The 17,643-nt window shown below is 66.5% G+C and carries 15 protein-coding genes; all 15 read right to left on the reverse strand.

Annotation, left to right across the window (positions count from 1 at the left end):
• Nucleotides 1–5: 5 nt before the first annotated feature.
• Nucleotides 6–3,617: a hypothetical protein gene (locus H7F35_RS05605; protein WP_187111960.1), complete on the reverse strand. Its 3,612-nt coding sequence runs from the start codon at nt 3,615–3,617 to the stop codon at nt 6–8.
• Nucleotides 3,618–4,025: a hypothetical protein gene (locus H7F35_RS05610; RefSeq protein WP_187111961.1), complete on the reverse strand. Its 408-nt coding sequence runs from the start codon at nt 4,023–4,025 to the stop codon at nt 3,618–3,620.
• Nucleotides 4,025–7,603 (reverse strand): tape measure protein, encoded by a 3,579-nt coding sequence (locus tag H7F35_RS05615; protein WP_187111962.1) that lies wholly within the window; start codon nt 7,601–7,603, stop codon nt 4,025–4,027. Before H7F35_RS05615 ends, H7F35_RS05610 begins: the two co-directional genes overlap by 1 nt.
• A 94-nt stretch (nt 7,604–7,697) precedes the next feature.
• The gene (locus H7F35_RS05620; RefSeq protein ID WP_187111963.1) at nt 7,698–8,438 is read right to left on the reverse strand and encodes a hypothetical protein; all 741 of its coding nucleotides are present in this window, start codon (nt 8,436–8,438) and stop codon (nt 7,698–7,700) included.
• Nucleotides 8,439–8,447: 9 nt separating this feature from the next.
• Complete coding sequence (locus H7F35_RS05625) at nt 8,448–8,915, reverse strand: hypothetical protein (protein ID WP_187111964.1); 468 nt, start codon at nt 8,913–8,915, stop codon at nt 8,448–8,450.
• On the reverse strand, nt 8,912–9,400 hold the full coding sequence (locus H7F35_RS05630) for a gp436 family protein (RefSeq protein WP_187111965.1): 489 nt from the start codon (nt 9,398–9,400) through the stop codon (nt 8,912–8,914). Before H7F35_RS05630 ends, H7F35_RS05625 begins: the two co-directional genes overlap by 4 nt.
• 19 nt (nt 9,401–9,419) lie before the next feature.
• The gene (locus H7F35_RS05635; RefSeq protein ID WP_187111966.1) at nt 9,420–9,806 is read right to left on the reverse strand and encodes a DUF2190 domain-containing protein; all 387 of its coding nucleotides are present in this window, start codon (nt 9,804–9,806) and stop codon (nt 9,420–9,422) included.
• 62 nt (nt 9,807–9,868) lie between these two features.
• On the reverse strand, nt 9,869–10,324 hold the full coding sequence (locus H7F35_RS05640) for a hypothetical protein (RefSeq protein WP_187111967.1): 456 nt from the start codon (nt 10,322–10,324) through the stop codon (nt 9,869–9,871).
• A 103-nt stretch (nt 10,325–10,427) separates the two neighbouring features.
• Nucleotides 10,428–11,390, reverse strand: coding sequence for a hypothetical protein (locus H7F35_RS05645; protein WP_187111968.1), 963 nt, complete (start codon nt 11,388–11,390; stop codon nt 10,428–10,430).
• A gap of 58 nt (nt 11,391–11,448) precedes the next feature.
• Nucleotides 11,449–12,462 carry a hypothetical protein gene (locus tag H7F35_RS05650; RefSeq protein WP_187111969.1) on the reverse strand — a complete coding sequence of 338 codons (1,014 nt, stop codon included), beginning with the start codon at nt 12,460–12,462 and terminating at the stop codon, nt 11,449–11,451.
• Between the two features lie 257 nt (nt 12,463–12,719).
• A complete protein-coding gene (locus H7F35_RS05655) occupies nt 12,720–13,232 on the reverse strand; it encodes a phage virion morphogenesis protein (RefSeq protein WP_187111970.1) in 513 nt (170 codons plus the stop codon).
• Nucleotides 13,229–14,008 (reverse strand): phage minor head protein, encoded by a 780-nt coding sequence (locus H7F35_RS05660; protein ID WP_187111971.1) that lies wholly within the window; start codon nt 14,006–14,008, stop codon nt 13,229–13,231. Before H7F35_RS05660 ends, H7F35_RS05655 begins: the two co-directional genes overlap by 4 nt.
• The gene (locus H7F35_RS05665) at nt 14,008–15,588 is read right to left on the reverse strand and encodes a DUF935 domain-containing protein (protein ID WP_187111972.1); all 1,581 of its coding nucleotides are present in this window, start codon (nt 15,586–15,588) and stop codon (nt 14,008–14,010) included. Before H7F35_RS05665 ends, H7F35_RS05660 begins: the two co-directional genes overlap by 1 nt.
• Entirely contained in the window at nt 15,581–17,068 is a 1,488-nt protein-coding gene (locus H7F35_RS05670; RefSeq protein ID WP_261803535.1) for a terminase large subunit domain-containing protein, read from the reverse strand. The genes H7F35_RS05665 and H7F35_RS05670 overlap by 8 nt, the downstream gene beginning before the upstream one ends.
• Nucleotides 17,065–17,640, reverse strand: a complete 576-nt coding sequence (locus H7F35_RS05675; RefSeq protein ID WP_187111973.1) for a phage protein Gp27 family protein — start codon at nt 17,638–17,640, stop codon at nt 17,065–17,067. Before H7F35_RS05675 ends, H7F35_RS05670 begins: the two co-directional genes overlap by 4 nt.
• Nucleotides 17,641–17,643: the final 3 nt, after the last annotated feature.

Below are 17,643 nucleotides of genomic sequence, written 5' to 3' on the forward strand. Positions count from 1 at the left end.
CTGGGTTACGGCCGGTCGACGTCGCCGCGCACGAGCAGTTCCCACCGGTCATCGACCACGGTCTCTGGCCCCATCTGCACCGAGCGGAACAGCCATGCCGGCACCAGGGCGCCTACTGTGTTGAAGCGCACCACGTTCTGCGCAATGAAGCCGCCCTGGCCGAAGCCGGCGGCGCGGATGACCACGTAGGGCACACCGGTCGCCGGGTTGATCGGCGAGCAGTCCACGTTGATCGACTGGCCCGCGACGACCAGGCCGAGGTGCTCGCCGAACAGGTTGTAGGTCGACGTCGTGATGAACTGGATGCGCCAGCGTTCGGTGACGGCACCCAGGTTGGTCACGATGAGCGGATACAGCGTGTCGTTGTATCGACCGTCCGGCGCGTTGCCGAGCAGCGAGTCGCTCCACTCGTTGGTCCAGGTGGACTGCGCGAACAGCGTGGACACGCGCGCCTTGAGGTCATCGAACATGAGCGCGCTGCTGACGTAGGAGGAGCTGGGAGCGCCGGCCGGGTAGTCGTGCGAGGCATGGCTCACGAAACTCAGCGTCCCGTCGATGCCTACATCGCTCAGGACGATCAGGTCTTCGATGCGGTGTTCGATCGTGACCGGCTGCACGTAGTCCGTCACGTCGGTGAACGTCACGGTGCCGGCGTTGAGCTGGGTCGTGTAGCCCTTGGCGATCGTCTTGCCATCTGCGCCGACGACGCGCACGCGGGACAGGCGCACGCGGCCGCAGTTGATCGTCTGGCCAGCCTGGACGGTTGCAGCGGGCGTAACGCCCTTGTTCCCGATGACGATGCCATCACCCTTGCGGAAGATCGGCACCAGGCCATCCTGCGGCAGGCGCACCGGGTCGATGCCCAGCAGGTTGGCATCGAGCGGCAGGTAGGTGTACGCGACGGCGCTGTAGCGGATCGTGTCCGGCCACACGGCGGCAGGCTTGAAGATCTTCCCGTCGTCGCGCACCGCCTCGGGGTTGTACCAGGCGGCGTTCTCATTGCCGGCCGCCGTCACCCAGGCGCCGAAGCGCAGCCGCACCACGCCGGTCTCGTAGTTGACCGTGCCGGACACGTTGGTGCCGGTGATGACGCCGGCATTCGACGCCCGCACGTTCAGTGTGGTCCCGTCCAGGCGCGTGGCCAGGATCTGCAGCGAGCCGGGGCGAAGCGGTGCGACCGGCGTGCGGAATGTCACCGCGTCGACGCCGGCAATGTTGGTGACCAGCACCAGCAGCGACTGGATCTGCGCGACGGCCGAGGCGCCGGCCGTCCAGAGCGTGATCGTGCAGATGCCCGTGGCGTAGTCGATGCGGCCCGCCGCGGTGCCGGCGCCGGTGGCGGGATCGATGTCGACGTACAGCAGGCCCGAGCGGTCCACGTAGGTCTTGCCGCCGAGTGTGAAGCGCACGCTGCCCGGCACCACGCGCTCGGCGTAGTTGGCCGTCAGGTCCAGCGTCAGGGTGCTGGCGCTGGGCGTGTCGGTGGCGCCGGTGGATGCACCGGTGACCCGGTATTTGATATTGACCGTGTTGTCCACGGGCATCGTGCTGTTGGCCAGGATCGAGCTGACGCCCGAGAAGCCGACGCGGAAGGTGGGCTCGTAGCCGCCGCCCGTCTTGGGCGCTGTGCCGGCCGCCCAGGCCAGGAAGGTCGGCTGCGGGATGGTCTGCGCGAAGTCGGGGAGGAAGTGAACGGCGCCGGTCGCGTAGTTGATCGTGCCGAAGTTGACGCCCGAAGCATCGACCAGGGCGCCGCTGCCGTTGTCGCGCACCGTCTTGTTGGAGACGCCCAGCTGCTGGATGGCCGTGGACCCGGGATAGAGCGCGCCGTCGAAGTTGTTCGGGCCAATGATGATCACCGGCCAGGACATGTCGAAGGTGCCGGGGCGGATGTTGCCCGCGGCCAGCGCGATGTCCACGGTGCCGGTGATGTTGCGTGGCACTTTGGCCAGGGTCTCGGTGCTCGGCTCGCCGCGGTCGAAGGCGGCCGCATACGACTGCGCCGCATCGGGCAACGTGACCGGGGCCAGCGTGGCGATACCAGCGTTGTAGTCCACCGTGCCCGTCATGGCGCCGGTGAGCACGCCCCGGCCGTTGTCGCTGACGCTGCGTGCCTGGCCGTCGTTCCAGTTGATGCTCAGCGAGTTGGGCGAGATCCCGCCCTTGGCCAGCTGCACGGCGATCGTCGCGGCCGGCGTGCCGCCCGAGCGGTTCGTGAAATTCGACTTGCCGCCCCACTGGAACACCACGTCGGAGCCCGCATCGGGCAGCACGTTGAACGAGACCAGGATCGTGCCGGTGCTGTAGTCCACGCTGCCCACGCCATAGCTGGAGTCCGCGCCGCGCAACTGCCCGGCGCCGTTGTCACGCAGCTCGTACCAGGTGCCGTTGGCCATGTAGCTCACGCGCGCGGTGCCCGGTGCCGGCGGCGGCACCACCGTCATGGTGTAGTTGTTGGCCCGGTTCTCGGGGCCGACTGCGATGGAGGCCGAGTCGGCCAGTTGCAGCGGCGCGGCGGCCGGCTTGTAGACGATGTTCTTGGCGCCCACGTAGCCGGGGCTGTCGCTCGCCCAGGTGAGCAGGCCGCGCGCATAGTCGATCGTGCCGATCTTGGAGCCGCCGATCACCAGCGCGCCGGCCGCGTCGGAGATGGTGCCGCCCGATACGGGAATCGACAGCGTGCCAGGCGTTGCTGGGTTGCCCAGAAAGATCGAGGTGTTGGGTGTGAACGGCAGTTGCGTGGACAGCGTCACGGTGCCGGTGGCCGAAGTCACGAGCGCCGTGGACTGGCCCGCGGCGCTGGTGTCGATGACCGGGATCTCGGTCTGTGCGCTCGGCACGAGCTGCTTGTAGATGCTCTTGACCTTGCACTTGAGGTCGCCCTGCGTCACGGGTTCGACCAGGTCGGCCACGCTGTAGTACTTCGCCGCATCGGCGACGACCGTTTCATAGACCGCCGCGCCGCTGCCCGAGCGCTCGAAGAGACGGTTAGCGGGCGACCCCGTGAAATCGGTGCGCAGCGGGTCGCTGATGCCCGCGGTAGCGACCTGGGCCGTGTAGTCCACCACGCTGGCGCTGACCGAATAGCTGAAGGTCCGCACGGCCAGTGCAACGTCGGTCAGGCGTACGTATTGCTCGGTCACCTGCGAGCCGTTGACCTGGCGCAGCATTAGGGTGCTGCCCACGTTGGGGCCGCCCACGGTGGGCCGCTGGAACAACTGGACGGAGCGCTGGCCGTTGTAGTGGTTGCCGAACAGGAAACCGTTGAACTCGGGGCCCGGTGCGAGGTATTGCTCCACGCGGTTCTTGATGTCGCTGCGACGGTCGAAGAAGCTGCTCGCGGCCGCGAGAACGATCGACACGTTGGAGTCGTCCGGCCCCTTCGACACAATCAGGTGACCACCCATGTAGGTGTCGGTGTTCGGCGTCTGGACGTGGACGAAGAGCTTGCGGGCGTCGAAAGCACCGAACGCCCGATCTTTCTCCGAGACGTCCTGGAAGATCGAATTGGTGAGGCCGTCAGGGATGATGTGCGAGGTGGGCGGGCCGCCGCCTTCGGGCACATCGTCCATGACCGCGGAGGCCACGTACTTGATGTCGTCGGCAAAAATCGTCATTCAATACTCCAGGAAGCGCAGCTCGACGCTGCAGTAAGGGTCTTCGGGTTGCAGCTCGTCAAAGGGAAACACCGGCTCGCCGACCACGGCGTTCGTGCCTTCCTGGCCAAGGTCGAAGATGACCTGGTAGACGGTGCCGCGCAGGTTGAGAGAGAACACCGGGTCGTTCTCCAGTGCGGCCCAGGCCTGAAGCGACTGCAGCACGCTGCGCCGCGTCCATGAGCGCTTCTCGTTGCCCACGAGCGTGATGGGCCGCCCGCTCAGGCGCTTGAAGCGATCCACGATCAGCGCGCCCTCGATCGAGTAGCCCGCGCGCTGCGAGATCGGCGACCAGGTCAGCTCGTTGGTCCAGATCAGGTCGTTGGGCAGATCCAGCTTCGTGCCGGCCAGAGAAAGGGTGATGGCCATCAATACCTCCCCGTGTCCTTGCGGGCATCAGCGATCCTGCGGAAAAGGCGCTCGGCGTTGCGCGCACCTGCCTCGTCGGTGTTGAAAGAGCTGCGCTGGCCTCCGAGGTCGAGCTTCATTTCCACAGTGCGCGAAGGCGAGTTGATAGCCTCTTTGCCACCGGTGAAGCGGTCGATCGCGTCCTGAAAAAGCCGCATGCGGTTCTGCCAGGCGCGATCGTCCGCGGCGCCTGCGAGCGAGATGGCGCCGGGGTTGCGACGCGACACGTCGCCGTTGACGATGTTGTTTTGCTTGAGTGCCGCCACGACAGCGCGCAAGCTGCCCACGTCATCCGCTGAGAGAGTGCCGGCGTCGAGCTTGTCCTTGAGCTCGAACATCAGGCGGTTGTCTGTAGCGCCTTGACCAGCGAGCCGCTCCTCACGTGTGTTACCAAGGTCTGACTTCACATCCTGGCTCGGGCCGATGACACCGGCTCTCTGACCGCGGCGGTCCTGGCGAGGGTCGAGGCCGATGTCTTCGGCCATCGGCTGCCTGTCAGGGCCGCCATTGCCGGGGCCATCGCCACGACGATCGTTGTTGGAGCCACCACCGGAGGAGCCAGAGCCCGTGCCAGCAGCGCGCTGCCGCGCGCGAAGGATCTCGCGCTCTGTGTTCGTCCAGGAAGGGGCGATGCCCTTATTTGCCTTGGTCGCAGCATCGGCCGTCTTCTCGAAGGCGACGCGCAGGTCATCAGCTGTTGCCAAGCCGCTGGCCTTCAGTTGTTCATACGCTTCTTGGGTGGACTTCGCCACACGCTGCAGCTGCTCCTCGGTTTGAAGCCCGAATAACTTGAATGCCTCTGCTGTGCTCTGGATGCCTGGCACCACGCCCTCCAGCGTGAGCTTCAGTTCTTCGGCCTTCACCTTTGCTTGGTCGAGGAAGCCGTCCGCAACCTTGTTGCCTAGCTGGGCGCGAACGCTCTCGATCTGCGCGCGCACCGCATCGATCGCCTTCTGCGAGTCGGCCGTGTCGATGCTCTTGGTAATGCCAGCGCGGAGGGCCAGGCCAACGTCGACGCCTTGTTTCTTGAGACGTTCGAGCGATCGGATGATCGCGTCCGTGTCGTTGATCGCGCTGCGAGAAGCTGCGCTCATGCCACCGGAAATGGTGTTGAAGTCGAGGCCGGTGCGCTTGATCGCTTCGCGGACGCCGGCATCGAGCATGGCGGCGAGCCGCTCTGCCTCGCGTGCCGAGCCCGAAAATGCGGCCCGCGCATTGGTCTCGAACACACCGAGGTCCTGGCCCTTGAGCGCTTCCGCCCAGGCGGCCTGGAACTCACCCGCGCTGATCTTCCCCTGCGAAACCAGCCGGTCCAACACAGCGCCGGCATCGGCGATGCCCTTCACCGTCTGGAGGTCGAAGTCCTTGCCGATCTTGCCGATCGCCTCGGCGGCGCTGTCACCGTCCTTGCGCAGCTGGTCGAATTTGGCCGCGGTCACCGACGCTTCTTTGCTCAGGCCGAACTGGGCTTCTTGGATCGCCCGCAGCTTGTCGGCCTGGTCGAGCATCAAGGCAGAACGGGCGCGCTGCGCTTCCTCCTGCAGCTTGGCCTGCTCCTCCGACTTCTTGATGGCGTCGCCGTAGCCCATCCACTTCGCGGCACCTTCTCCGAGGGCGGTTCCCACGGACTGGAGGACTGTCCAGGCGCCATATGCCACCGTGGTCCAGATCGTCAGCCTGGACGCTGCGCCGAGCACGCCACCGGCGAGCGCGCGAAAGCCACCGCCGCCGGCAGCAGCTGCAGCAGTTCCGGCCTGGGTGGCCGCGGCCGCGCCGGCCGAGGCTGCGCCATACCGGGTGACCTCGGCCGCCGCAAGGGTCGCGGCGCGGCCGTGCGCCTGGGTCGCCACGGCGGCCTGAGTGCTTGCCGCGGCTTGCTGTGCCACCGCGATCGCCGATTGCTTCGCCGCGGCCGAGGCAAGCCCCTGCGATACCGCATAGCCGGCCCAGATCGTGCCGGCGACGGTGGCGACCTTGACGACGGCTTCGAGGTTGTTGGCCAGGCCGTTGATCGCTCCTGCGACGGTCGCCGTGATGCCCTTGGTCTTGTCCAGGTCGCCGAGGTACAGCGCCCACTTCGTGCGCAGGTTCTCGACGGCACGGCCCACGGTCGGCGGCAGGCTGGCGAACTCTGACTTGATCACCTCCGACTGGCTGCGCAGCGATCGCGTGACGGTCTCCGCGGTGAGCGCACCGGCCTCGGCCATCTTGCGCAGCTCGCCCGTGGTGACGCCCAGGCCGTCTGCCAGCGCCTTGGCCAGGCGCGGCGCCTGCTCCATGACGGAGTTGAATTCGTCGCCACGCAGCACGCCCGACTGCAGGCCCTGGATCAGCTGCGTGATCGCCGCGTTGCTGGATTCCTGGCTGGCGCCGGACAGCTGCACCGCCTGGTTGATCGTCTCGGTGAGGCGCAGCGAGGACGCGATCGCCACCTCTGTCGACTGGCCTGCGCTCTTGCCCGCCTCGGCAATTCGACCGAACAGCATGCCGGTCTGATCCAGCGCGCTGTGAGTGCGCAGCGCCACCTCGGTGACCTCGGCGAACGACTTGGCGAAAACCGGCCCTTCGCCCGTCACCAGCTTGATGCGCGCCTGTAGGTTGTTGAAGGCATCGGCCGTGGCCAGCGCGTCCTTGGCCAGGCCGCTCACAAAGCCGCCGCCCACCGCGATCGTGGCGATCTGCTGGATGCGCTGCAGCTGGTCGCCGATCGAGCGCACGCCCTCAGCGGCAGAGGTGCTGGCCTGGCGCTGCGCCTGGGCCGATGCGACGGCCTGCTGGCCCGCACGCTGGTAGGCGGGCACGAGCTGGGCGACCTCCTCGCGGACCTGGCCGAGGGCGGCGTCGAGGTTGCGCTCGGCGGCCGTGAGCTGGTCGGTCTGGATGCCCAAGCCCTGCAGCACGGTGCGACCGGCTGCGAGCGCGCTGGTGTTCTCCTGGACGGCGGCACGCATGGAGATGGCGGCGGTGCCGGCGGCCGTGAATTGCTTGGCGAGTGCGGTCTCCGCCTGGGCTGCAGCGGCCGCTTGGGTGGCCGACTCCTTGACGGCCTGTTGCTTCGCTTCCAGGTCGCGGCGCAGTTCGCGGACGGTGCTCTGGAGCTGGGTGCTGGATTCGCGGTATTCGCCCGAGCGCCTGGCTGCGCCGGTGAACTGCTCGCCGAGCTGGGCCAGCGCCTGGCGTTGCGCATCGAGATCTCGCTGGGTGGACTGAGCAGCTTCGCGGGCGGCCTGTTCGGCGGCGGCCAGGCGGTTGGCCTCGGCGGCCGCCGCAGGCAGCGCCTGGGCGAGTTGTTCGACCTGGTGCTCGGCCTCGGCCAGTTCAATGGCCAGCGCACCGGACGAATTCGTCAGCTCGCGAACAGCGACGACAGCGTCCCGCTTCGCGCCGAGCGCTTCGATCGCAGCCGCGGCCGCGTCGGCCTTGGCCTTGAACTCGCCGCCGAGCGAGTCGCCGAGCTTGACGACGGTCTGGGTGAGGTCCTGGACGTCGTCCTTGCCTTCGGTTGCGGCCCGGACCTTGACGTCGACGATGTTGTCCATGCGAGTGGTCTTGAAGAAAAAAAGCCCCACCAGTCCAGCGTTTCACCAAACGAGTGGGGCGAACGCGGCCGAAGCCGCGGGAGACAAACGGCTATCAGGTGAACTGGACGCGGTAGTAACGGCTGATGCCTTCGCCGGCCTTGGTCGGGTCCATGAGCAGCTCGCCCTCGACAGCGAGGCCCATGAAGTTGCCGCTGAGTAGGGCCAAGGTCTTGGCCACGCCCTGTCCGACTCGGTACAGATCGACCACCACGGGCTTGCCCGAGTCGGCCTCGTTCAAGCCGCCGAAGGTGATCACCAGTTCGGGGTTGGCCACGGTGAGCGCTTCGATCGTGGCGGTCGTTTTGCCCGTGTAGCTGATCAGCACGTCATCGGCGTCGGTCAGCGTGGTGCCGGGCAGGATGTAGATGCCTTCCTTGCGCACTTCGTAGTTGCCCGCGGCCGGGATCGTGGCCGCTGCCTTCTTGAACACGACCGCAGAGGGATCGAGATGCTTCAGGCGGATCAGGCCACCCTTGAAGGCCTTGTGCTGTTCGTCCACGACATCGGCGCCTTCGATCTCGCCAGCGGTGCCGAGCACTGCGCGAGCGAAGTTGACCAGGTTTAGGTCGGCCATGTTGATCGCCACGTTGGCCGAGTTGACCCGACGCACCTGGGCGTGTGTGCCGCCGCCGAGGCGGGTGAAGTCCTGCTGCTTCTTGACTTCTTCATCGTGCGTGACCGTGACGTCCAGCACGTTGCCGATCGGGGCCAGCGGGCCGGCGGTGCCGTAGACCCCCGCGTAGACCTGGCCGACGTTGGACATCGGCTTGTAGATTTCTTTGATCAATGCCATGGGAACTCCTCAGGGGGTAGTGGTTGCGTGAAAGTGGGTCTCGACCAGGAAGGCCAAGGGCAGGTACTGATAGCCGGCCTTGTAGCCAGGGCCAGGGCCGGGGGTGAGGCGCATCGGCGACGAGGTGAGCGGAGCGCGGAAGCCCATCAACGCAGCGCCGACCTTGGCCATCAGCTGGCTGGCATCGCGCCTGGCTGCAGCGCCGGAGCGATTGCCTCCGACGTTGCGCGTGGCGGTCACCGCCAACCAGGTGTGATCGAGCTTTGCCAGGCGGCCATCGGATCGAGACTCCAGCACGCGGAAATTGCGGTAGATGACATGCACAGCCGGCACGGGCTGGTTGGCCTCGGCCACGTCCGCGAGATCCGCGGCCGTGAGCACGTGCACGGCAGGCGACATGCCCGCGAGCTTTTCTTTCAGCCGCGCGACCAGGTGCGCTTCGACGGCCAGGTAGTCGTTTTCCGGCGCGACGTTCATTTGAAGTCCCGCGTGCTGTCGTCGGTGATCTGGCGCGGCGAGTAGCTGAAGTACACCTCCAGCCCCTCCTGGGCATCCGCGCCGACCAGGTCGCCTGCCGAACCACCCAGCGGGCACGCCAGCACGGCGCTCCCGTCAGCGATCGCCTCCAGCTCCTTGAGCGCTGCCTTGTGGCGCAGGTAGACGACGTTCTCCGGGGCAACCTCGGAGAACAGGTAGAAGCGCGCGATGTCGCAGGCCAGCCGCACGAGCTGCGGCGGCATGGCGAGCACCGAAGGCCCGTCAGGTGTCGCCGAGGGCTCGATGCATCCGCGCAGCGGCAGGCGGTACACGCGGCCGATCCAGCCATCAATCACGGCCTTCGCATCGCCGAGCTTGACCTCGACCAGCGCCGCGTTGACGGCGACGTTGTCCGGGTCGGTGAGCTGGATCAGCTCGGTCTCTCCGAAGCGGGAGACCATGTCGGCGACGGTGGCGTAGCTCATGACGATGTTGCTGCAGCGATCAGGCGGCCGGGTGCTGGTGCTTGACGACCTGGCACTCGACCAGCTGGCCGGCGGCCGCGGCTGCGCCCAGCGCGCGGCCGCAGTGGTCGTCGGCCGTACCGACCGCTGCCTTGCCGGAGCCATCGGCCGCCGGCTTCAGGTAGGCGCCGAATGCGAAGGCTTCATTGGCCTCGATCAGGCCGCTGTAGGTCGTGATGGCGCTGAAGGCCTGGCCGACATCGGCGGCGTGCTCGGTGATGCCCTGCGAGTCCTTGACGCCACCGGCGCTGGTGGCATGGCCACCGTCATAGGCGGCGAAGCGCGCTGCCGACACTGCGGCCGTGGCCACGATGGTGATGGCGGACAGCTTGCTGAACTGCCGGCCCGTGTTGTTCTGCGATGCCATGAGGATGGGCTCCTGGTGTTGGTTGAAGTGGAGTGGCGTTCGTTACGACGGGTGAAACGGCGTTACCGCTTGCCGGGCTTGGCGGCGTTCTTGACCGCGGGCGTGGTCTTCGCCGCGGCCGTGCCGGCGGAGCTGCGCGGCGCCTGGCTCACCGGCGACAGAGCGGTGTCGGTGCCATCGCCGTGGATGGCCGTGCCCAAGGCTCCGATGTCGCCCGTGTTGGCGCTGCCGCCCGCACCGGTACCGGCGGCCGCATCGGATACGTCGACGGCTTTGCGGGAGTCGGCCTCGGCCTGGACACGCAAACGCGCCTCCTGGAACTCCTCGTCGCCCTTGCGCTGCTCGGATGCGCTGGCCCGGGCCGCGTTGCTTTCGGCTGTTCTGTCCTTGATCGACTTGGAAGCGATCAGCGCTTCCTCGTCGTGCTCGGGCAACTCCGGCAGCTGCTCACCGGGTTTGAAGTTGCGGCGCTCGCCGTTGACGATCAACGCGACGTTGACCAGTGCGATCTTGCTCATGCTCTTTCCTTCTCGATGGATAGGTGGTTCCCTGCTCAACCTCGGGCGGCGGCACAGCCAGTGCTGGCCGCCGCCCGAGGGGCGACGCTTCGCGGGCGGGGAGTTATTTCGGGTTCTGGAAGAGGAAGCCGGCGGTGTTGTAGGCGACGTTCGCGCGGCGCTCGTAGGTGGCGCCGTAGACCCAGCTCTTGAGGCCGCTCTCGTAGTACGGGGTCTCCGAGAACGGATGGCCTTCGAGCACGTTGGTGAAACCGAAGCCGGGTTCGGCCAGGCTGACCTCGGACGTGCCGTTGCCGCCGATCTTCGGCACGTAGGCCAGGATCGCGTTGTTGCCCCAGACGTCCTGGCCCACGTCGTTGCCATCCTTCCAGACAGCATCGCCGACCACGATGTTCTCGACCTTCAGGATCACCTTGAGCTGTTCGAGCGTCGCAGGCCCCATCTGCGTGGCGGGAAGGTAGCTCTTCACCTCGGCGTTCGTAGTGAGGGCCAGCTCCGAGTCGGCCGACAGGTTCAGCGTGTTCGGGCGCTTGCCGATCTTCTTGCGGACGATGTTCGACGCCGCCAGGATGTCGGTGACGGCCGTGCCCGACGTTGCGGTCCACTTCGTTCCGGCGGCCAGAGCCTGCACGTGGCCGGCCGCATAGCTGGCAGGGTCGGTGGCCAGGCCGGCGACTTCCAGCTCGTAATCGAGGCCCAGGATGTCATTGGCCGTCGACATGGCGATCTTCGAGATATCGAGGTAGTTGCCCACGTTGAGCTTGCGGCTCTGGTCGGCTTCGCGCAGCAGCTCGCGTGGCATCGGCACCTCGACCGAGTACTGCTCGACCGTGTAGGTCTTGCCTTCGTACTTGATCTCGACGCGCTTGGTCGGCGTGCCCGGTGCACGGCGCAGGTTGTAGCGACGGAAGCGCTCGTCGCCGAGCTGGGCCAGCGTGATGCCGTTCAGCGCCTGGGGCAGGCGCGGAAAGAGCTTCTCGGCGACATAGGTTCCCTGACCCATGCCGAGCAGCAGGCTGGACAGGATCGGGTTCTGCTTGAGACGTATCTCGGCAAGGGTCATCATGGCAATTGGTTCCTAACGGTGTTGATGAACGGGTGCGGCTGGTGGGTGGCTGGCTGGCTCAGCTCGTGAACGAGGTGACGTGCGACACCGCCTCGGAGTAGCTGACCTTCTTCTCGCGCATGTAGGCCTGGGCGGCCTTGTCGATCTCGGCGTCGGACTTGCCCTTGGCGCCGCCGGCTTCCGCGCCTTCACCGCCACCACCAGGTGCGAACTCGCCGAAGCTCACCACCGGCTTGGCGTCGGCGATCAGGCTTTGCAGCCACTGCAGCGGCGCGACCTTGCGGGTGGTGTCGCCTTCGGAGAACGACACCGCCTCGGCGTCGGCCAGGGCGGCCTGGGTGGCCACAGCCATGTCCTTGTCTTTCGGCAGCAGCTTGCCGGCCTTGATCTGGGTTTCCGCGAACGACACATAAGTCGCATGGCGGTCCTTCTTCTGCTGCTCGGCAAAGCTGGTGACCTGGGTCTTCGCTTCGTCGCGCTCGCGCTCGGCCTTTTCGCGTGCGGTCTTCAGTTCGTCGCGTTCGCGTTGGACCGCGTCGAGCTTGTCCTGCAATTCCTTGCTCATGTCGTCTTGCTCCTGGGAGGGTTGGTTGGTTGAGGGAGTGGCTTCGGAAAACTGGACGAGCCCAGCGGCCTCGCCCTCGGAAAACTGGATGTCTGCCAGGCCGGCGATCGCGGGCGGCTGCGCGCCGAGGTTGGCAACGTGGCGCAAGTACCAGGCACCAGACACGGGGTTGTTGGGGTGGCCCGGCGGATAGAAGCTCGCGCTGCGCTTCTTGAAACGGCCGGCGCGCACCATCTCCGCGAACTGCGGCTCGACCTGATGCGTGTCCATCAGCAGGCGACCGGACTCCGCGCGCAGACCCTTCACCCAGCCATAGGCCGGAAGGTTGTGTTCGGGGTGGCCCACGGTCAGCGGGGCTTCGCGTTTTGCCGGGTCATAGACCGCGGCCATGCGCTGCACGTCGGCCTCGCTGAATTCGTGCGTGGTTCCGCTGTCGTCGGTGTGGCGACCGGCGCGGAAGATCTCGACGCCTTCGGGCAGTGCTACGGTGGGTGCGGTTTTGGGCATGCCCCGCAGTCTCGGGATTACCCGAGAGCGAATCTATGCACCGAGGTCAAAACTTATCTGGGGGTCTGGTGGCCGTTTCGACCAGGTCAAGCGCCGAACATCGAAAGTGCGGTCGGCATCTCGATACCGCCTTCCTCTGTAAAACGTTTAGAAGGCTTTACGGCGGGCCTCAATCGAGGTCGAGCTACATCCGAAGCCACCCGACCCCGCGAAACGCGCCTGAGGGCCGCATTTGAGGGCTTGGTGCGGCATCGCGGTTACGCCCCAACGATGTAGGTCCCGACGATGTCCACGATGTTCGCGCGATCGGCATCCGAGAAGCCAGCGAACTCGCGCGCGGGGATGTCGCCCCACAGGTGCGGGAAGGCTTCACGCGTGCCGCCGTAGTTGAACATCGCGCCGTAGATCATGGGGCTGCCGATCGAGACCGTGTCCTGTCCTTCGAGCTGGTAGTTGATCGTCGTCTGCAACGCCTTCGTCTCGCCCGTGCCGGGCTTCTTCGATGCGGCACGCGCTGCGCCGCGCTTGCTCAACGTGCCGTCCTTCTTGTGGCTGTTCTTGAACAGTCCGAGGTACATCGCCACGGTGACGTCGGAGTTGCGCGCCCAGGGCGTGCCGTCCGGCGACTTCGCATCGGCGAAGTGCTGCTTCATGCTCTCGGTCATGTCCTCGCCGATCTCGGCGAGCGCGGGCTGCATGTTGTCCATGCGCTGCATCACGCCGCCCAGGATCGAGAGCACGCCCTGCGCGTTGACCGACGACTCGATCATGGCTGTGTCCTCGGTGCGGCGAGATCCTGCGACAGCGCGCGTGCGATCGCGGGCGGATAGGTGATGAGCTTGTCCTGCACCATCTGCTGCAGCGACGTGTCGGAGTCCGCACCAGGTGCATACGCCCAGCCGCGGTCGATGCCTACCGGCGCGCCGGTCTTGGGGTCGATCTCGTCCCAGCCGTCCGGCGGCTCTGTCGGGTCGCCGTCTGCAGGCGCACGCTTGGCCACGATGCGGCACTGGCAACCCCAGCCGTTGGGGCCAAAGTGGGTCAGCCAGAACGGATGGTCGTAGGGCAACGTCAACCCGTTCCAGGCCAGGTGCATCGGCCGTGGGTGCAGGACGCCATCGGCATGCAGGTAGCACCAGAACCGGCGCACCGCGAGCAGGCCTGGCTGCAGGAGCTGGGCGCGTCGTCCGGCCGAGTAGCTCGTGCTGACGTTGGCGCTGTAGATCGTGCGGGTGCGCCAGGCTTCGCCGGCCTTCGTGCCTTCGCCGGTCCATCCAGTCCAGCCCGAGCGCGCCACGGCCTGGGCGAAGTCGCGCCGGAACTGCCCGATGCTGTCGCCGCCCACCGCCTTGTCTACGGCCTGGAAGAGATCGGAGAGCAGATCGGCCTTCTGTGCGCCGGCCACGATGAATGCGCGATCGTGCGCCCGCTGCCAGATGTCGTCCCAGCGTTCGGTGGGCAGTGCCAACTTTGCGCGGAAGAAGTCGATCTGCTCCTGGAAGCGCTGGCGCGCCGCCTTGAGCGCGACCGAGAGAGAGTCCGCCATCAGGTGGCTCCCTCGGGCTGCAACGTAGTTTCAGTGGCGACAGCATCCATGCCGGCCAGCTCGGCCGCGGCGAATGCCAGGGCCATCAGCTCCACCAGCTCGGCGCCAGGCAGATCACCGTAGGCGGCGAGCAGTCGATCGCGCAGTTGGTCCGGCCCGTCGACGCCATCGACCATGGCGCGTATGCGTTCCATCCAGTCGCGCAGCACCAGGTCGCCGCCATCGCCGAGGATGCGCGCAATGCGATCGGCCCAGCCGCTGGGCTCGGCGAAGTTGGCGGCCGACGTGGCTTGGCCCTCGTCGTTCGCAGCAGCTGCAGGCGTGCCGCTGCCAGCGAGCCGCGGCAGACCTTGCGGCGGCGGCACCGGTGCAGCTGCCTTCTTCTCCCAGCCCTCGCCGTACTTCGCGCGCACGGCGTCGACGGACAGCTCGAAGCCCATCTCCGTCACGTTCTTGTCTACTTCGCTCTCGGCCTTGCGGTCATCGTCGTCCTTGACCTTGCGATAGACCTGGCAGCGCTGCAAGCCGTTGTAGTCGCAGATCCAGGCGAGCAGCGTTTCGTTGACCGTCTCGCTCAGGAGGTCGCTGTCGGCCTGTGTGAGGTCTTCGCGCACGTCCTCGCGTTCCTTGCTGGCCGCAGCCACCGCGCCGCCGCCCTTCGAGCGCGATTCTTGGCCGGTGAGCACGGCACCGATCCAGTCGTCCATGTATTCGCACAGTGCCTGCTGCGTGGTGACGTTGCCGTTGAGTTTGGATTCCAGCAGGGCGATCTCCATACCCTCGGGCGTCATCACGAAGCCGTCGCTGTTGAAGGCGCGCAAAGCATCGGCGAGCGTGCCTTTCTCTTTCGGGCCAGCGGTGCGCGGGTATTTGCCGTGCAGCGTGGGCGAGCCGAAGCGGTCGCACAGCTTGTTCCAGGCCACGATGCCCTTGCGCTTGAAGAACACCGGCCAGTAGAGCTGCAGACCCAGACCGGTGCCATAGGGGTTGTCGTCCTCGGGGTTCACGCGGTGGACGATGAACTTGCGGTCAGGCACCGGGACGCCGGTGAGCATGTTGTCGCGCTTGAGCATGCGCAGCCGCGGCGGCTCGTTCTCGTCTTCCTGGACGTAAACGAAGCGGCGCTGCGCACGCTTGACGATCCGCTTCGGCACCACCATGCCGTTGCGAATCGTCCAGACGATCTCGGCCACGGCATAGCCGGCCAGTAGCGCTTCGAGCAGCTCGGAACACACGCGGTCGAAGGCCGATTCCTTCAGGATCGAGGTCAGCGTCTCGGCGTCCTTGGTGGCATTGGGGGCGGTGGCGTCGACAGGCTCGACCTGCCAAGGTTTGCCGACGAGCGCGAGCTGGCGCTTTTGCAGACCGTCGAAGACCTTGCCGTCTCGCTTCAGCTCGCGGTAGAGCTGGACGTTGCCCTGTCCGCGTTCGAGCAGCAGCGGGTCGTTGGTCCGCAGCACGCCCATGTAGGCGATCTCGAAGGGATCCTGCAGCCTGTTGGCGAACTCGGTATCGAACTCGGGCGCAGCAAGCGCTGGCGCCGTCATGGTGTTGCGGGTGGGACGGGTGCGTTTAGCCATAGAGGAAGTCCTGTGCGTCGCTGACGCTCTCGCGCGGGCCGCTGCTGGTGAATTCGATCGGGGTGATGTCGAGCTGCGTTGCCGCGTGGGCGTAGACGCAGGCCATCGCGCCGTCGCCGTGGCGATCGCCGGATGTCTTGCCTTCCGGCAGGCGGGCAACACCGCGCACCAACTTGATGGCGCGATGGTCCTGTAGCAGGTCGTCGTGCTCGGGAATGGTGATGGTCCCGTCCTCGAAGGCGGCTTTGTACGGCGGCATGTGATCGCGGTACCAGGCCTCGGTCGCCATCAGACGCTCGACCACCGAGCCGTATTTGTCGAATGCGGCCTCGCCGATGTAGCTGCCGTTGCCGCGGCTGTCGATCACCATGCCGGACAGGCGGGGCAACACATCGGCGATCGCGTACAGCACCTGCAGCTGCTGGTTGTAGGGGACGTTCTTCAGTTCGACCAGGAACGGAATGCGGACATGCAGGTTGCTCGCGATCTCGGCGGGTGCGATGACCGAGAGGTCACCGGTGCGCGCGAAGTCCATGCCGAGCGCATGCCGCAGCTCGGGATTGAACTTGAGCAGCGGCAGCAATTCGTCCTTGATCCAGTCGGCCATGAGCCGCGCGCGCAGCTCCGGACTGGAGTTGTTGAACTCACGTGTGCCGTTGAAGCGCAGCACCGGCGCAGGACGCATGCACGCCTCGATCTGGGTGCGCGTGAGCCAGGCACCACCGCCCTGTGCGGGGATGCAGAACAGTTCCTCATCCTCGTTCGGCTTGTAGCGCTTGATCATGGCGCGGCGCCACTCGGCCTCCCGCTCGGGCGACCACTCTTGGCCGGTGACCGCGCAGATCTTCCGGTAGAGACCGTCGTGCAGCGCATCGTCCAATGTGACGCGGTGCAGGCTGTAGTCGAACTTCCCGGCGCGCACGTCGTTCACCAGCTCGTTGAACGGGTTGTCGTCGCCGTTGTGCGTGCTGATGATGCGGATCTGCCCGCCCCACATCGTCATGGCCATGGCGGCCTTGAGCAGCCCCTGGATGTCGTCCACGAAGCCCGCTTCATCGATCACCAGCCGCTCGCCAGGTCGCCCCTTTGAGCGAAGGTTCCGCGGGTTGCTGGTGAAGGCCTGGATCTGGTGACCGCTGTCGAACTTGATCGTGTAGGTCAGGATCTGCTTGTCCTCGACCTCCAGCACCGACTCCTCGATCTGGCTTGCCGCGGCATTGAAAGCACGCGCCCAGGTGGCGCAGTCCTGGATGAACCCCTGGGTCATCTCCTTGTTGTAGGAGATGTAGTAGACGTTCGCGCCCTCCGTGCTGGCGGCATAGAGCACGTTGTCGGCCGCCTCTGCGTAGCTCAATCCGATGCGGCGCGACTTCTCGATGATCTTGACGGGCGAGGTGTCGGAGATCCACTTGACCTGATAGGCCATCAGGATCGCCGCGGCCTGCGCAGTCTGGGTGCGCTGCACGTCGAGCTGGGTCACAGCGCCCCCAGGATGGCGGCCCGCAGCGCTTCTACGCCGGTCTTGGACAGCCCCTGCTGCTTGGCGGTCTCGGCGGCCTGCTGGGCGGCCTCCGCGAACGCCTTCTTTCGAGCGGCCTCGGCGACCTCGGCCTGGAACTTCTTGAGGTTCACGCTGCTGCGAGTCAGCGTGGCGATGTTCTTCGCTGCGGCGCTGAGCATGCCGACACGCTCGCCAGCGTCATGGTCGGGATCATCAGCCTCCTGCAGGTTGAGGATCGCCTCGAACAGTTCGGTCTGCACCAAGGCCGTTAGCGCCTCGCTGCGCGCGTCCTGGCTGTCGCCGGCATGTTCGCTGATCATGCGCGCGGCTTCCGTGCTCGCCTTGATGGCGGCCAGCCGCCGGTCCAGCTTCGAGCCGTAGCGATGCAGCGCCGAGCGGCTCGGCAAGCCGCCTGCCCTGGCCTCGGCCGGGAAGCGCTCCTGCAGATCGGCGATCAGTTCATCCAGGGTCTGCGCGCCGGTGGCGAGCATGGCCTCAATGTATGACTTGGTCTCCGGCGCCAGGCGGTGGATGGTGCTCTTGCGGCCCATGAC

The organism is Variovorax sp. PAMC26660 (assembly GCF_014302995.1).
Taxonomy (GTDB): Bacteria; Pseudomonadota; Gammaproteobacteria; order Burkholderiales; family Burkholderiaceae_C; genus Variovorax.

Coding starts and splice junctions, on each gene's coding strand:
- H7F35_RS05665 (WP_187111972.1), bottom strand. CDS start 15,588: ATGGCTAAACGCACCCGTCCCACCCGCAACACCATGACGGCGCCAGCG.
- H7F35_RS05630 (WP_187111965.1), bottom strand. CDS start 9,400: ATGAGCTACGCCACCGTCGCCGACATGGTCTCCCGCTTCGGAGAGACC.
- H7F35_RS05675 (WP_187111973.1), bottom strand. CDS start 17,640: ATGGGCCGCAAGAGCACCATCCACCGCCTGGCGCCGGAGACCAAGTCA.
- H7F35_RS05635 (WP_187111966.1), bottom strand. CDS start 9,806: ATGGCATCGCAGAACAACACGGGCCGGCAGTTCAGCAAGCTGTCCGCC.
- H7F35_RS05625 (WP_187111964.1), bottom strand. CDS start 8,915: ATGAACGTCGCGCCGGAAAACGACTACCTGGCCGTCGAAGCGCACCTG.
- H7F35_RS05610 (WP_187111961.1), bottom strand. CDS start 4,025: ATGGCCATCACCCTTTCTCTGGCCGGCACGAAGCTGGATCTGCCCAAC.
- H7F35_RS05605 (WP_187111960.1), bottom strand. CDS start 3,617: ATGACGATTTTTGCCGACGACATCAAGTACGTGGCCTCCGCGGTCATG.
- H7F35_RS05660 (WP_187111971.1), bottom strand. CDS start 14,008: ATGGCGGACTCTCTCTCGGTCGCGCTCAAGGCGGCGCGCCAGCGCTTC.
- H7F35_RS05620 (WP_187111963.1), bottom strand. CDS start 8,438: ATGGCATTGATCAAAGAAATCTACAAGCCGATGTCCAACGTCGGCCAG.
- H7F35_RS05645 (WP_187111968.1), bottom strand. CDS start 11,390: ATGATGACCCTTGCCGAGATACGTCTCAAGCAGAACCCGATCCTGTCC.
- H7F35_RS05640 (WP_187111967.1), bottom strand. CDS start 10,324: ATGAGCAAGATCGCACTGGTCAACGTCGCGTTGATCGTCAACGGCGAG.
- H7F35_RS05615 (WP_187111962.1), bottom strand. CDS start 7,603: ATGGACAACATCGTCGACGTCAAGGTCCGGGCCGCAACCGAAGGCAAG.
- H7F35_RS05650 (WP_187111969.1), bottom strand. CDS start 12,462: ATGCCCAAAACCGCACCCACCGTAGCACTGCCCGAAGGCGTCGAGATC.
- H7F35_RS05655 (WP_187111970.1), bottom strand. CDS start 13,232: ATGATCGAGTCGTCGGTCAACGCGCAGGGCGTGCTCTCGATCCTGGGC.